This window comes from Tumebacillus flagellatus (genome assembly GCF_000714935.1).
GTDB classification, from domain to species: domain Bacteria; phylum Bacillota; class Bacilli; order Tumebacillales; family Tumebacillaceae; genus Tumebacillus; species Tumebacillus flagellatus.
In genome coordinates, this window is sequence record NZ_JMIR01000009.1 from 111376 (window position 1) to 125340 (window position 13965).

Consider the following 13965-nt stretch of genomic DNA (forward strand, 5'->3'; position numbering starts at 1 on the left):
ATGACGTTGAGATACTTAACAGCGGGAGAATCGCACGGTCCGGCGTTGACCGCGATCGTGGAGGGGCTGCCGAGCAATTTGCAGCTGGAGATTGAGTTGATAAACCAACAACTGTGGCGGAGACAACAGGGGTACGGACGCGGAGGTCGGATGAAGATCGAAACCGACCGCGCGGACATCTTGAGCGGCGTGCGCTTCGGCAAGACGATGGGCACACCGGTCGCGATGACGATTCACAACAAAGACTGGAGAAACTGGTCGGAGAAGATGGCGATTGAAGGCGAGCCGCATGAGAGCGTCGTGGAAATCACCAAACCGCGCCCCGGCCATGCCGATCTCGCCGGCGCTTTGAAATACAACCAAGAGGACATCCGCAACGTGTTGGAGCGGGCGAGCGCGCGCAACACCGCGACGATGGTGGCGGTGGGTTCGATCGCCCGTCAACTGCTGAAGCGCTTCGGCATCGACGTGTACGGTCATGTCGTGGAGCTCGGGCAGATCAAAGTTGAGAAGTTTGAAGGCACGTTTGCGGAGATCGCCGAGCGCGCCGAGAAATCGGAAGTGCGCGTCGCCGACCCGGAAGTCGAGCAGGAGATCATCGCTTCCATCGACCAAGCCAAGGCGGACGGCAACACGTTGGGCGGGATCTTCGAAGTGATCGTGACGGGCCTCCCGATCGGTCTCGGTTCCTACTCGCACCCGGACCGCAAGTTGGACGGGCGTCTGGCACAAGCGGTCATGAGCATCCAAGCGATCAAGGGCGTGGAAATCGGCCTCGGCTTTGAAGCGGCGCGCCGTCCGGGCTCGCAAGTGCATGACGAAATCAACTTCCGCGGGGGCGAGTACTACCGTCCGACCAACCGCGCCGGGGGGTTGGAGGGCGGCGTGACCAACGGCCAGCCGCTGATCGTGCGCGGCGCGATGAAGCCGATCCCGACGCTCTACAAGCCGTTGGAATCGGTCGACATGCGCACGAAGGAGCCGTATCGCGCAACGATCGAGCGCTCCGACGTCTGTGCCGTGCCGGCCGCGTGCGTCGTCGGCGAAGCGATGGTGGCGTGGGTGGTCGCCCAAGCGTTTCTGGAGAAATTCGGCGGCGACTCGGTTGAAGAGATCGAGCGCAACCTCGCCGGCTACAAGCAACAGATCGGTGACCGCTGATGATTCGCGAACGGGTGGAAGTGACGGGGCGTCCGTACGACATCGTGATCGGCCCCGACGTGTTGGCGCGGACAGGGGCGTTTTTGCAGGAACTCGGAGTGAAGACCTCCTCGAAGCATTTGGTGATCACCGATGAGAACGTCGCCAGCAAACCGCATTTGGAAAAAGTGACCGCTTCGCTTGCCGGACTCGGGTACGAGTTTGACGTGTACGTCATCCCGCCGGGCGAAGGGTCGAAGTCGCTGGAGCGGGCGTCAGAAGCGTATGAAGTCGCCTACCGCGCCGGACTTGACCGCCGTTCGGTGATCTTGGCGCTCGGCGGCGGGGTCGTCGGCGACTTTGCGGGGTTCATCGCCGCGACGTACTTGCGCGGCATCGATTTCGTGCAGCTCCCGACGACGCTGCTCGCTCACGACAGCGCCGTCGGCGGCAAAGTCGCCGTCAACCTCGCGCATGCCAAAAACATGATCGGCGCGTTCCACCAGCCGCTGGCGGTGCTCTACGACACCGAAGCGCTCAAGACGCTGCCGTTGCGCGAATTGCGCTCGGGGCTGGCGGAAGCGATCAAGCACGGGCTGATTCGGGATGAGGAACTTTTTACTTGGATCTTGGAGCATGTCGAAGCGATCTTGCGCGTGGAGGACGCGGTGATGGCGGAATTGCTCGCCCGCTCGTGCCGGGTGAAATCGTCGGTCGTCGCCGAAGACGAGCGCGAGAACGGCGTGCGCGCGATTTTGAACTTCGGGCATACGATCGGACATGCGGTGGAAGGGCTGATGGAGTACGAGTTCACGCACGGCGAATGCGTGGCGCTCGGGATGGTCGCCGCTGCGGAGCTGTCCGTGGAGCTGGGTCTCTGTACGCCGCTGGTGGCGGAAGACGTGGAAGACGCCGTGGAAAAAGCCGGCCTGCCGACCCGCATCCCCGCCGAACTTCCGGCGGATGCGCTGATCGCGTCGATGCGTCAGGACAAAAAAGCGACCGGCGGGACGCTGACCTTCATCCTCTTGAAGGAGAAGGGGTCTGTCGTGATCGACAAAAACGTGCCGGAAGTTGCTGTGCGGGCCGTTTTGGAGAGAAGAAGGGGGTAGACGACGAAGATGAGTGCTGAATCCATTCGAACACGAGGTGTCCGCGGCGCAACCACGGTCACCGGAAATGATGCCGAAGAAATTCGCAACGCCACGCGGGAATTGTTGCTGGAGATGGTGCGGCAAAACGATGTGGAGCCGGAAGAGATCGCGTCCTGCTTGTTCACGAGCACCCCGGACTTGAACGCCGCGTTCCCGGCGAGCGCCGTTCGAACTCTTGACGGTTGGCAGCATGTGCCGCTCGTCGGCGCGCAAGAAGTGGAAGTGATCAACGCTCTGCCGCGTTGCGTGCGCGTGTTGATGCATATCAACACCACGAAGCGTCAGGCGGAGATTCAGCATGTCTACCTCCGGGAAGCGGCGGCGTTGCGTCCCGACCTCGCCAAAAAATAGGCTTGACGGAACCGCCCGCACTCGGTATCATTTAATATAGTTAAGTTAAGCAGAGGCATTAGTTGAGAGAAGTAGCTGGCGGAGCGCCAATTTTGTTTTTTCTGAAAGAGCCGAGAAGAGTGCAGAATGAGTGGAGCCGAGACGAGTTGAGCCGAGTTGATTTGTACGGGATGGGTGTATCCATTTTTCCTGTGCTATTCTTCCTGGTCCTCACGGTCAGAGCATGCGCTCTGGCCTTTTTTATTAGATCGTACGTAGAGAATACGCAAGCGAGCAAGTTGAGATGAGATGTGAGCTGAGAGGAGTCGAGTGAAGATGAAACAAGCATTGATGGCTGTGATAAGCGGAGAGACGCTGACCGCCAAGGAAGCGGAAGCGGCGATGGAGCAGATCATGGCAGGGGAAGCGACGCACGCGCAGATCGCGGGGTTTTTGACGGCGCTGCGCATGCGCGGCGAGACGGTGGAAGAGATCACCGGGTTCACGCGGGCGATGCGCCGCTTCTCGACCAGGGTTGAATCGAGATTGGGCGGTCTCGTCGATACGTGCGGCACCGGCGGCGACGGAGCGGAGACGTTTAACATCTCCACCACCGCGTCGTTCGTCGCGGCGGCGGCGGGCGTGCCGATCGCCAAGCACGGCAACCGCGCCGTGTCGTCGAAGTCCGGCAGCGCGGACGTGCTGCAGGCGCTCGGCGTGGAGATCGCGCTGACCGAAGAGCAGGCGGCGTACTGCTTGGAGCAGGTCGGCATCGCGTTTTTGTTCGCGCAGACCTATCATCCGGCGATGAAGCACGCGATCGCGCCGCGCAAGGAACTGGGGTTTCGCACGGTGTTCAACGTGCTCGGCCCGCTGACCAACCCGGCAGGCGCGAAGCGCCAAGTGATCGGCTGCTTCCTCCCCGACCTCGTGGAGAAGATGGCGCACGTGCTCGCCGAACTCGGCGCGGAGCACGCGCTGGTCGTGCACGGGCTCGACGGACTCGACGAGATCACCGTCACCGGCCCGACCAAGATCGCCGAAGTGCGCGACGGCCAAGTCGTCGACGTCTACACGCTCACGCCGGAAGATGTCGGTCTCGACCGTTATGAAATCGAGGAGCTGCGCGGCGGCGACGCGATCGTCAACGCGGCGATCGCCCGCGAAGTGCTGCGCGGCAAATCGGGCGCGGCGCGCGACGTGGTGGCGTTCAACGCGGGCGCGACGATCTACGTGGCAGGTCTTGCCTCTTCGATCCGCGAAGGGGTGGAGATGGCGTTGCGGGCGATCGACAGCGGACGCGCTTTGCACGTGTTGCAAGAGTTGGTATTCACGACGCAGCAAGTGACGCAGGAAAGGGAGTTGGCGTAGATGATTCTCGATCGCATTGTAGAAGTGAAGCGGCAGGAAGTCGCGGAGTTGGCCAAGGCTTTCAACCGCGAGGAAGCGTTGGCGGAAATCGCCAAACTGCCGCCGACGCGCGGGTTTGCCGACGCGCTGCGGGCGGCGTCCGCGTACATCGGCCTGATCGCCGAGGTGAAGAAAGCCTCTCCGTCCAAGGGCGTGATTCGACCCGACTTCGATCCGGTGGTGATCGCCAAAACGTATGAAGCGGCAGGCGCGTCCTGCTTGTCCGTCCTGACCGACGAGCAGTTCTTCCAAGGGCACGCCGATTATTTGCGCAAGATTCGGGCAAGTGTCAATCTTCCGCTGTTGCGCAAGGATTTCATCATCGACGAAAAGCAAATCTACGAAGCGCGGCTGATCGGCGCCGATTGCGTGCTGCTGATCGCGGCGATCTTGACGACGGAGCAACTGCGGGAGTTCCGCGAACTGGCGTCAACGCTCGGCCTCGACGCGCTGGTGGAAGTGCATGACGAAGCGGAGTTGGAGCAGGCGCTGGCATCCGGTGCGACGCTGCTTGGCGTTAACAACCGCGATTTGCGCGATTTCACCGTCGATCTCGGCACGACCGCCCGCATCGCGAAGCTCGTGCCGGACGGGACGCTGCTCGTCAGCGAGAGCGGCATCGTCACGCATGACGACGTGCGCGCGGTGAAAGAAGCGGGGGCGGCGGCCATCCTCGTCGGCGAAACGCTGATGCGCGACCCGGAGATTGCGCCGTCTGTCGATCTGTTGTTGGGGCGTGTGTCGCAATGACGTTGGTGAAAGTGTGCGGGATCAAGACCCGCGAGGCGTATGAGCGCTTGCAGGAGCTTCGAGCCGATTTTGTCGGATTCGTTTTTGCCAAGAGCAAGCGGCAGGTAACCGCCGAACAAGCGGCCGCACTCGGCTCTGGAAAAAACGCCCCCGGTCCGCAACGGGTCGGAGTCTTCGTCAACGAGTCGGTGGAAAGCCTGTTGCAGACGGCCGAAATCGCCGGCCTGCACGTGTTGCAACTGCACGGCGACGAGTCGCCGGAGTTCTGTCGAGAGCTGCGGGCGCGCACGTCGCTGCAGATTTGGAAAGCCTGGGGTGTCAAGAATGACGAAGGCGACGCCCTGCTCACGGCGTACACAGATGTGGTGGATGCCGTTCTCCTCGACAATGACCGCGGCGGAACGGGCGAGAAATTCCCGTGGGAGGCGATCCCGAAGCTGCATGGCTTTACGAAGGATCTGCCGCTGTTCATCGCGGGCGGTCTGCACCCGGACAACGTCGGCGATCTGCTCGCCGCGCACGCCGTCGAAGGTGTGGATGTGTCTTCGGGCGTAGAAACAGAAGGGGTCAAAGACCTCGCGAAAATCACAGCATTCGTAACGAAGGTGAGGGAACAACGATGAGCACGACGACCCCGGATCAACGCGGACGATTTGGCAACTTCGGCGGCAAGTTCGTCCCGGAAACGCTGATGAACGCTCTGGAGCAACTGGAGCGCGACTATGAAACGTATACGAAAGACCCGGAGTTTATCGCTCAACTCCGCTACTACTTGAACGTCTACTCCGGCCGTCCGACTTCGCTGTACTACGCGAAGAACTTGACGGAGCAACTGGGCGGCGCGAAGATCTACCTCAAGCGCGAAGACTTGAACCACACCGGCGCTCACAAGATCAACAACTGCCTCGGGCAAGGGTTGTTGGCGAAGATGACAGGCAAGAAACGCGTCATCGCGGAGACCGGCGCCGGCCAACACGGCGTGGCGACGGCGACCGTTTCGGCGCTGCTCGGTCTTGAATGCACGGTGTTCATGGGCGAGGAAGACATCGAGCGCCAGAAGCTCAACGTCTTTCGCATGAAATTGATGGGTGCCGAAGTCGTTCCGGCGAAGTCCGGCACCCGCACGCTCAAGGACGCGACCAACGAAGCGATCCGTCACTGGGTCGAGCATGTGGAAGATACGTTCTACATCATCGGCTCTGTCGTCGGCCCGCACCCGTACCCGATGATCGTGCGCGACTTCCAGCGCATCATCGGCGACGAGACCCGCGAGCAGATTCTCGAACTCGAAGGCCGTCTGCCGGACACGATCGTCGCTTGTGTCGGCGGGGGTTCGAACGCGATGGGGATCTTCTACCCGTTTGTCAACGACGAGTCGGTGAAGCTGATCGGCGTGGAAGCGGCGGGTAAGGGCATCGACACCGAAGAGCACGCGGCGACGATCACGCTCGGTCGTCCGGGCATCATCCACGGTTCGCTGACCTACCTCTTGCAAGACGAATACGGACAAGTGCAACCGGCGCACTCGATCTCGGCGGGCCTCGACTATCCGGGCATCGGGCCGGAGCACGCGCATCTGGCGGAAACCAAGCGCGCGACGTACCTCCCGATCACCGACGACGAAGCGTTGGACGCGTTCCAAATGCTCTCCCGCGTCGAAGGCATCATTCCGGCGCTCGAATCTTCGCACGCGATCGCGCAAGTCGTCAAACTCGCGCCGACGTTGCCGAAGGACCACATCATCGTCGTCTCGCTGTCCGGGCGCGGCGACAAAGACGTGCACAGCGTGGCACAGGCATTGGGAGGGATTGACGTATGAGTTCGATCGCAGAAACGTTTAGACGCTTGCAAGCGAACGGGGAGAAGGCGTTCATCCCGTTTCTGACGGCAGGCGACCCGTCGATTGAGATCACCGAACAGCTGATTCTCGAACTCGACCGCATCGGAGCGGACATTATCGAGATCGGCATCCCGTACAGCGACCCGCTCGCCGACGGCCCGACGATTCAAGAAGCGGCTTTGCGCGCTCTGAACGCCGGCGTGCGCATGCCGCACGTGTTGGAGATGGTTCGCCGCCTGCGCCCGCAGGTCAAAGCGTCGCTCGTGCTGTTCACCTACGCCAACCCGGTGTTCCAATGGGGCGTGGAGCGGTTTTTTGAAACGGCGCGGGAAATCGGTGCGGACGGCGTGATCATTCCGGACTTGCCGCTTGAAGAAAGCCAAGAAGCGCTGGCGGCCGCAGCTCGTAACGGCGTCGACCTCGTGCCTCTCGTCGCCCCGACGTCGCAGCAGCGCATCTCGAAACTGTGCGCACAGGGCCAAGGCTTCATCTATTGCGTCGCCGCGCTCGGCGTGACCGGCGTGCGCGAAACGGTCAACGAGGATTTGCCGCAGATCGTGGCGAATGTCAAACAGCATACCGATTTGCCGGTGGCGGTCGGCTTTGGCGTCGGCTCTCCGGAACAAGCGGAGATCATCGGCCGCTATGCGGACGGCGTGATCGTCGGCAGCGCGCTGGTCAAGCGTGTCGCTCCGATCGCAGACGCGCTGGCTGCGGGCGATCTCGAACTGCTTGAAGCGAAAAAACGCGAGCTGGTCGAATTCGCCGCCTCGCTGAAAGCGCCGCTCCGTCAGAGCCGTGCCGGGGTCTAACCCGATGCGGCCCGCGGTGCAGAAGGCAAAAGCGGAGGAAGCTCCGCTGTTTGCCAAGGGTGTGATCATCGGATGCGGGCTGATCGGCGGTTCTCTGGCGCTCGCCCTGCGTGAAAACGGGGCGGTGCAACACTTGGCAGCTGTCGATTCCAACCCGTCCTCTTGCGAACTGGCCGTTGAACTCGGGGTGGTGGACGCCGCGTACTCGACGCTGCGGGAAGCGGTGACCGACGCCGACCTGATCGTGTTCGCCGCGCCGGTGCGCCAGACGTGCGAACTGTTGGCGAAACTCGCCGCTTTGCCGCTCAAGCCGGGCTGCATCGTCACCGACGTGTGCAGCACCAAAGCGGAAGTGTGCGCACAAGCGGCGCGATTGCTCCCGTCCGGGGTACACTTTATCGGGGGGCACCCGATGGCCGGTTCGGAGAAGTCCGGCGTGAAAGCGGCGAACGCGCGGCTGTTTGAGAACGCCGTCTACGTGTTGACGCCGCCGGAGGGGACCGACGCGGACGCGTTCGCCAAACTGGTGCAGGCGATCGAGTCGGTGAAAGCGCAAGTGCTGGTGTTGGAGCCGGCGGTGCACGACCGCGTGGTGGCGGCGATCTCGCACGTGCCCCACATCATCGCGGCGCAGTTGGTCGATCAAGTGATGCGCCTCTCCGGACATCCGGAGCACGGCGGTCTGTACACCAAGCTCGCGGCGGGCGGTTTCCGCGACGTGACGCGCATCGCGTCCGGCAATGCCCAGATGTGGCGCGACATCGTGTTGAGCAACCGCGATGTGATTCGCGAACTGCTGGTGGATTGGCAGGTCGGCGTGGCGGATCTCTTGGCGAAGTTGGACGAGAGCGAAGGCGGAGGGCTGCAGAGCTTCTTTCACGAAGCGGCTGCGTTTCGCGACGCGCTCCCGACCAAGCTGCGCGGGGCGGTGCGCTCCGTGTACGAAATTTCCATCGACGCGCCCGACGAGCCGGGCGTGATCGGCAAAGTCGCCACGCTGATGGGGATTCACGGCATCAACTTAAACGGCGTCGGCTTGATTGAAAGCCGCGAAGAAGACAACGGGCAAGTCCTGCTCTCGTACCGCAGCAAGCGCGACATGGAGCAGGGGGCGCACGTGCTGTTGATCAACGGGTTTCAAGTGTATTTCCGCGATTAGGGATTTTGGGGCGAGACTGTTTCGCGATCCATTGTTTTTTTAGAGAGAGAGGTTGTTGGACATGGAGAAACAAATCCAACCCGTTACTCGTCTGTCCGGCGCGGTCACCGTGCCGGGCGACAAATCGATCTCCCACCGGGCGGTGATGTTCGGGGCGCTGGCGGACGGCGTGACCCGCATCACCGGCTTCCTGCCGGGGGCGGACTGCTTGAGCACGGTCGATTGTTTCCGCAAGCTCGGCGTGCAGATTGAGCAGCACTCGGCGACGGAGCTTTCCGTGCACGGCGCGGGACTGACTGGGCTGCAAGAGCCGGTCGACGTGCTCGATGTCGGCAATTCCGGCACCACGGCGCGCTTGATGCTCGGCATCTTGGCGGGGCAACCGTTTCATTGCACGGTGACGGGCGACGCGTCGATTCGCAAGCGTCCGATGGGCCGTGTGGCGACTCCGTTGCGCCAGATGGGCGCGCACATCGACGGGCGCGACGGCGGCCGGTTGGCTCCGCTGTCGGTACGCGGCGGGAATCTGCAGGGGATCGTCTACGAATCTCCGGTGGCAAGCGCGCAAGTCAAGTCGGGCGTGCTGCTCGCCGGTCTGTTTGCCGAAGGGGAGACGGGCGTGCGCGAACCGGAGATGTCCCGCGACCATACGGAGCGCATGTTGCAAGCGTTCGGCGTGAACGTCGGACAGCGCGACGGGACTATCACCGTCCAAGGCGGCTCGCGGTTGACGGCGACCGACATTCATGTGCCGGGCGACATCTCGTCGGCGGCGTTCTTGCTGGTGGCGGCGTCGATCGTGCCGGGCTCGGACGTGACGATTCGCGGCGTGGGTCTCAACCCGACCCGCACGGGGATTCTCGACGTGCTGCTTGAGATGGGCGCGCAGATCGAAGTGCTGAATGAACGCGTGGAAGGCGGCGAACCGGTCGGCGACCTGCGCGTGCAGGGCAGTCCATTGCGCGGCACGACGGTGCGGGGCGAGATCATCCCGCGCTTGATCGACGAAGTGCCGGTGCTCGCCGTCGCTGCGACACAAGCGGAGGGCGTGACGGAAATCCGCGACGCGGCGGAGTTGAAAGTCAAAGAATCCAACCGCATCGCCACCACCGCCAACGAACTGCGCAAGTTCGGCGCGGACGTGGAAGAGTTGGAGGACGGGCTGCGAATCCGGGGCGGTGTCAAGCTCAAGGGCGGCGCCGTGATCGAGACGCACCATGATCACCGCATCGCGATGTCGATGGCGGTGGCGGCGCTGGTGGCAGACGGGCCCACGACGATCCGGGATTGGGAATCGGTTGACGTTTCGTTCCCAGGATTCGCAGAACTATTGCAAAATCTCTGAAAATGTATTGACAACCGGAACCTGTCGGCATACAATGTAACTGTAAGCTTTAGTTCTGGTTTCTCTCCACTCCTATCATATTTCGCCTGACCGGGGGACGTCCTGGTCAGGTACTTTTTTGTTTGTAAGCGTTTTCTGAAAGGGTATACATTCCGGAACTTGGAACCTCTTCCGTTCCCAAGCAAAAAGACACGGTCGCTGCCAAACAGCGGCCGTGTCTTTTTTTTCATCTCTTTTCTACATTGTCGGGTTCGTCTTCATCGCTTCGGCGACGGCGACGCGTTCGTGCGGTTGCAGAAACGTCATGGCTTCGGCGAGTCCTTTGGACAGTTTCAGGTTGAGGGCGAGCAGTTCTTGCACCAGTTTTTCGTAGTCGGTTTCTTCCATATCCGCTCTCCTTTCCTAGAGCTCCGTACTCTAACGTATCGGGATTTGAGAGACGTAGACCAAAAAACTGACACGTCTACCTCGTCCACACGGCGAATACGATATATGGACGTGGACAAAGGGGGAAGCGCCAAGTGTTCGTGTGGAAGTTGTTGGTTCGTGTGTGTGCGGCACAGGTCGTCATCGTCCTGTTTATCTTGATAAAAATTCTCGGGGTCCCGTACATGGTCTGGAGGCTGCTCGGCACGTCCGGCGCGGCGATGGTCACGTTGGATGTCGCGACGATCCTCTGCGGCACGGGGGCGGCGCTCTCGATGGGATGGCTCGGGTATCAACAGGCGCGCGGGTTCCGCCGCGCGCGGAGAGTGCGGGAGGGCGTTTGGCACATGGTGTGCATCCACGGGCCGGCGTTCGCTTTTTTGCTGTATAAATTCATGCACGGGGCGGCGTGGGACACCCATCTGCTGCTGTTGCTCTCCGGCTGGGTCTCGATGATCTCGCACCCGATGAACCTCGTCGGCTTCTACGGGCCGTGGGTGGACGGGGCGGCGCTGGTCGCGATGGCGGGCGTCTACCTGCTCGGGGTGTTCGTCTACCATGACGAACAGCGCCAGATTCCGCCGGAGCGGTTGCCGATTCGATTTAAGAAGTCGGGGTCGTGAAATAAACCAAGCTGTTGTGGATGGTCGCAACAGCTTTTATTTTTGCTTGCATAAAGAACGCATGTTCGCATATAATGTAAACAACACTACAGGAACGCACGTTCTCCTTTTAGCGGAGGTAATCATATGACACGTTATGGTTTAACGGATAAGCGGCAGATTTTGCTGGTGGACATGAACTCGTTTTATGCGAGCGTGGAGCAGGCGCAGAACCCGAACCTGCGGGGCAAGCCGGTTGTGATCGTGGGCGACCCGGAGCGGCGCAGCGGGATCGTGCTGGCGGCTTCGCGGGAAGCGAAGGCGTTCGGTATCAAGACGGTCGATCCGATCTGGGAAGTGCGGCAGAAGTGCCCGCAAGCGATCTTGGTGCGGCCGCGCATGGAAACGTACATCGAAGTTTCCATGCACATTCGAGAGATCGCCAAGCGGTTTACGCCGCAAGTGGAAGTGTTCTCGATCGACGAGATGTTTCTCGATGTGACGGGGACGGAGCGGCTCTGGGGCGATCCGTGGGAAGTGGCGCGCAAGTTTCGGGAATTGGTGCGGGAGGAGACGGGCGTGATCTGTTCGGTCGGCATCTCGTACAACAAACTTTGCGCCAAGGTCTGCTGCGACACCAAAGCGAAGAAAGCGCCCGAAGGCATTTGGGAGTGGAAGCCGGAGGACATTGAGCGCGAGATGCACCCGCTGCCGGTGCGCGAGTTGTTCGGAGTGGGCTCGCGGATGGAGAAGCACTTTCACAGCCGGGGCTTGGTGACGATCGGCGACCTCGCCGCCTATCCGCTGCATTTATTGAAGAAACGCTTCGGGATCGTCGGCGAAGTCTACCATCTCTCCGCCAACGGGATCGACTACAGCCCGGTGACGCCGAACACGTTCCGCCAAGACATGAAGGGCTGCGGGCATATGATGACGTTGCCGCGCGACTATGAGTCGGCGGAGGAGGTCGAAGTCGTGATGTTGGAGTTGGCGGAGGAAGTGGGCCGCCGTCTGCGCCGGATGCGAAAGCGCGGGCGCACCCTCAACATCATGTGCGGGTATAAGGGCTTCATGGGCGGGTTCTCCCGCCAGTGGACGATGCCGGACGCGACGTACATGACCCGCGATCTCTATGAAGCGGCGCGCAAACTGTTTCACCAGCATTGGGACGGTTCGCCGGTGCGCTCCATCGGGGTTTCTGTCGACAACTTGACGGACGACTCGGCGCAGCAGCTCGATTTGTTTCGCGATTGGGAGCGGGAGCGGCGGCTGGCGTACACGCTGGACAACTTGCAGGACCGCTTCGGCAAAGCGTCTGTCATGCGCGCCGTTTCGCTGACGCACGCGGGGCAAGCGTTGGAGCGGGCGGGCAAGATCGGCGGGCACTATAAATAATTTTTGAAATGCTCAGAATAGATTGTCTTGTGAACGGATGGTATATACGTTATTATAAATTTAGACAGATGATAGATAAGTACAGATAAAAGGGAGGAAGTTGGTAATGAAAAAGCAAAAAGCTCTCTTTCTGGCTGTCACTCTTGGGTTGACGACCGCCGCAGGCGTCTGTTTGCAAGCGGATCCGGCTCAAGCAGCGACCGGGGACAAAACCTACGTGGTCATCTTCAACCAAGAAAGCGGTCTGCCGTCCGGCTATGACAGCGCGATCACCGCTGCGGGCGGCAAGGTTTCCCGCACGCTGCCGCAATTGGGCGCTGTGGAAGTTGTGTCGAACCGGACCGACTTTACCGCGAACCTGCAAACCTCCTCGTTCGTGCAAGACGTGAGCGTGGAGAACCATCTCTATCCGGATGTGCTTCCGGGTTCGGTTACGAAGTTGAACTCCACCGAATCGAGCAAAGCGAAATCTGATTTTTCGACGCATGATCTGTACAATGAGTTTCAATGGGATATCAAGCAAATCAACGGCAACGGCGCGGCTTGGAAATTCCCGGGCGGCACCGGCAAGTCGGTGGACGGCAAGGACATCGTCGTCGCGGTCATGGACACGGGGATTGACTACAATCACCCGGACATCAAAGGGAACTACCTCTACGGCAAATCGTTCGTTCCGGGTGAACCGGACCCGATCGACGAGTCGGGTCACGGCACGCACGTCGCAGGCGCGATTGCGGGCAACGGCCGCGTGCTCGGCGTCGGACCGGACTTGAAATTGGCTTCGTACCGCGTCTTCGGCTCGTTCGGCGGCGGTGCGACCGTAGACATTGCGACGGCGATCCGCACAGCGGCAGACGACAACGTCGATGTTATCAACATGTCGTTTGGCGGCTATGATTGGATCCAAGACCCGTCCTCCACACCCAAGGACATGAAAGCCGATGTCAAACTGTTCGAACGCGCCATCAACTACGCGGTGAAAAAGGGCGTTACCGTCGTCGGCTCGGCCGGCAACGAGGGCGCTGATTTGCAGTCGCCGGGTCGGCTGACCAAGGAACTGTACGGTCCGGACGCGCACGGCGCAACGTTCCGCATCCCGTGGAGCAAAGATCTGATCGCCGTCTCGGCAACCGGTGAAGAGTTAAACCGCGCGTACTACTCCAACTACGGTAAAGGCATGATCACCCTCTCGGCGCCGGGCGGCGACTACGGCACCGCTTGGATGCAAGACTACAACTGGGATCTCATGGACCCGTACAAGCGTTGCCTCTCCACCGTACCGGGCGGCGGCTACGCGTGGATGATGGGCACCTCGATGGCGTCTCCGAAAGCAGCCGCGCTGGCGGGCTTGATCATCGCGCATTACGGCAAGGACGTGCTCGCTCCGGCGAAAGTGCGCGACATCATGGAGAAGAGCGCGACCGACCTCGGCGCGAAAGGCTATGACGGCGAATTCGGCTACGGCTTGATCAACGCGGTCAAAGCTTTGAAGTAAGGGTTGCGGCAGGGGCGTTTTTTTCGAAAAAAGAGCTGAATCCTTGGTCATAGCCCCGTCAAGTAGACAGTAGAAAAAGAAGAAACTTTTATGCGGCGGCCGCTTCT

The 13965-nt window shown here is 61.1% G+C and carries 14 protein-coding genes; 13 read left to right on the top strand and 1 reads right to left on the bottom strand.

The genetic code is table 11. From position 1 onward, the window contains the following. From aroC to aroA, 10 genes are all read left to right on the top strand, one after another. Positions 1–1161 (top strand): chorismate synthase, encoded by a 1161-nt coding sequence (aroC, locus tag EL26_RS08405; RefSeq protein WP_038086718.1) that lies wholly within the window; start codon positions 1–3, stop codon positions 1159–1161. Further along, positions 1161–2252, top strand: coding sequence for a 3-dehydroquinate synthase (aroB, locus tag EL26_RS08410; protein ID WP_038086721.1), 1092 nt, complete (start codon positions 1161–1163; stop codon positions 2250–2252). Before aroC ends, aroB begins: the two co-directional genes overlap by 1 nt. Positions 2253–2261: 9 nt before the next feature. After that, positions 2262–2645, top strand: coding sequence for a chorismate mutase (aroH, locus tag EL26_RS08415; RefSeq protein ID WP_173424613.1), 384 nt, complete (start codon positions 2262–2264; stop codon positions 2643–2645). Positions 2646–2960: 315 nt separating this feature from the next. Then, on the top strand, positions 2961–3995 hold the full coding sequence (trpD, locus tag EL26_RS08420) for an anthranilate phosphoribosyltransferase (protein ID WP_038086723.1): 1035 nt from the start codon (positions 2961–2963) through the stop codon (positions 3993–3995). Beyond that, on the top strand, positions 3996–4784 hold the full coding sequence (trpC, locus tag EL26_RS08425; RefSeq protein ID WP_038086726.1) for an indole-3-glycerol phosphate synthase TrpC: 789 nt from the start codon (positions 3996–3998) through the stop codon (positions 4782–4784). It begins immediately after the preceding gene. Further along, positions 4781–5407, top strand: a complete 627-nt coding sequence (locus tag EL26_RS08430; RefSeq protein ID WP_038086729.1) for a phosphoribosylanthranilate isomerase — start codon at positions 4781–4783, stop codon at positions 5405–5407. Before trpC ends, EL26_RS08430 begins: the two co-directional genes overlap by 4 nt. Next, positions 5404–6603 (top strand): tryptophan synthase subunit beta, encoded by a 1200-nt coding sequence (gene trpB, locus EL26_RS08435; RefSeq protein WP_038086731.1) that lies wholly within the window; start codon positions 5404–5406, stop codon positions 6601–6603. Before EL26_RS08430 ends, trpB begins: the two co-directional genes overlap by 4 nt. Continuing rightward, complete coding sequence (gene trpA / locus EL26_RS08440) at positions 6600–7436, top strand: tryptophan synthase subunit alpha (protein ID WP_038086733.1); 837 nt, start codon at positions 6600–6602, stop codon at positions 7434–7436. The genes trpB and trpA overlap by 4 nt, the downstream gene beginning before the upstream one ends. A 4-nt stretch (positions 7437–7440) precedes the next feature. Then, positions 7441–8595, top strand: coding sequence for a prephenate dehydrogenase (locus tag EL26_RS08445; RefSeq protein WP_052036146.1), 1155 nt, complete (start codon positions 7441–7443; stop codon positions 8593–8595). Between the two features lie 61 nt (positions 8596–8656). Then, positions 8657–9940, top strand: coding sequence for a 3-phosphoshikimate 1-carboxyvinyltransferase (gene aroA / locus EL26_RS08450; protein WP_038086735.1), 1284 nt, complete (start codon positions 8657–8659; stop codon positions 9938–9940). A gap of 237 nt (positions 9941–10177) precedes the next feature. Here aroA and EL26_RS25400 read toward each other — a convergent pair whose 3' ends face one another. Then, positions 10178–10327 carry a hypothetical protein gene (locus tag EL26_RS25400; protein ID WP_161780686.1) on the bottom strand — a complete coding sequence of 50 codons (150 nt, stop codon included), beginning with the start codon at positions 10325–10327 and terminating at the stop codon, positions 10178–10180. Between the two features lie 134 nt (positions 10328–10461). Here EL26_RS25400 and EL26_RS08455 point away from each other — a divergent pair, with 134 nt between their 5' ends. The 3 genes from EL26_RS08455 (at position 10462) to EL26_RS08465 (ending at position 13858) form a co-directional block, all read left to right on the top strand. Next, a complete protein-coding gene (locus EL26_RS08455) occupies positions 10462–10989 on the top strand; it encodes a hypothetical protein (RefSeq protein ID WP_038086746.1) in 528 nt (175 codons plus the stop codon). 126 nt (positions 10990–11115) lie between these two features. After that, complete coding sequence (locus EL26_RS08460) at positions 11116–12363, top strand: DNA polymerase IV (RefSeq protein WP_038086749.1); 1248 nt, start codon at positions 11116–11118, stop codon at positions 12361–12363. A gap of 106 nt (positions 12364–12469) precedes the next feature. Next, a complete protein-coding gene (locus EL26_RS08465; protein ID WP_038086753.1) occupies positions 12470–13858 on the top strand; it encodes a S8 family serine peptidase in 1389 nt (462 codons plus the stop codon). The last annotated feature ends 107 nt before the right edge of the window (positions 13859–13965 follow it).

What these genes read in the sequence shown, in the direction of transcription:
- aroC (WP_038086718.1), top strand. Translation starts at nt 1, where the DNA reads ATGACGTTGAGATACTTAACAGCGGGAGAATCGCACGGTCCGGCGTTG.
- aroB (WP_038086721.1), top strand. Translation starts at nt 1,161, where the DNA reads ATGATTCGCGAACGGGTGGAAGTGACGGGGCGTCCGTACGACATCGTG.
- aroH (WP_173424613.1), top strand. Translation starts at nt 2,262, where the DNA reads ATGAGTGCTGAATCCATTCGAACACGAGGTGTCCGCGGCGCAACCACG.
- trpD (WP_038086723.1), top strand. Translation starts at nt 2,961, where the DNA reads ATGAAACAAGCATTGATGGCTGTGATAAGCGGAGAGACGCTGACCGCC.
- trpC (WP_038086726.1), top strand. Translation starts at nt 3,996, where the DNA reads ATGATTCTCGATCGCATTGTAGAAGTGAAGCGGCAGGAAGTCGCGGAG.
- EL26_RS08430 (WP_038086729.1), top strand. Translation starts at nt 4,781, where the DNA reads ATGACGTTGGTGAAAGTGTGCGGGATCAAGACCCGCGAGGCGTATGAG.
- trpB (WP_038086731.1), top strand. Translation starts at nt 5,404, where the DNA reads ATGAGCACGACGACCCCGGATCAACGCGGACGATTTGGCAACTTCGGC.
- trpA (WP_038086733.1), top strand. Translation starts at nt 6,600, where the DNA reads ATGAGTTCGATCGCAGAAACGTTTAGACGCTTGCAAGCGAACGGGGAG.
- EL26_RS08445 (WP_052036146.1), top strand. Translation starts at nt 7,441, where the DNA reads ATGCGGCCCGCGGTGCAGAAGGCAAAAGCGGAGGAAGCTCCGCTGTTT.
- aroA (WP_038086735.1), top strand. Translation starts at nt 8,657, where the DNA reads ATGGAGAAACAAATCCAACCCGTTACTCGTCTGTCCGGCGCGGTCACC.
- EL26_RS25400 (WP_161780686.1), bottom strand. Translation starts at nt 10,327, where the DNA reads ATGGAAGAAACCGACTACGAAAAACTGGTGCAAGAACTGCTCGCCCTC.
- EL26_RS08460 (WP_038086749.1), top strand. Translation starts at nt 11,116, where the DNA reads ATGACACGTTATGGTTTAACGGATAAGCGGCAGATTTTGCTGGTGGAC.
- EL26_RS08465 (WP_038086753.1), top strand. Translation starts at nt 12,470, where the DNA reads ATGAAAAAGCAAAAAGCTCTCTTTCTGGCTGTCACTCTTGGGTTGACG.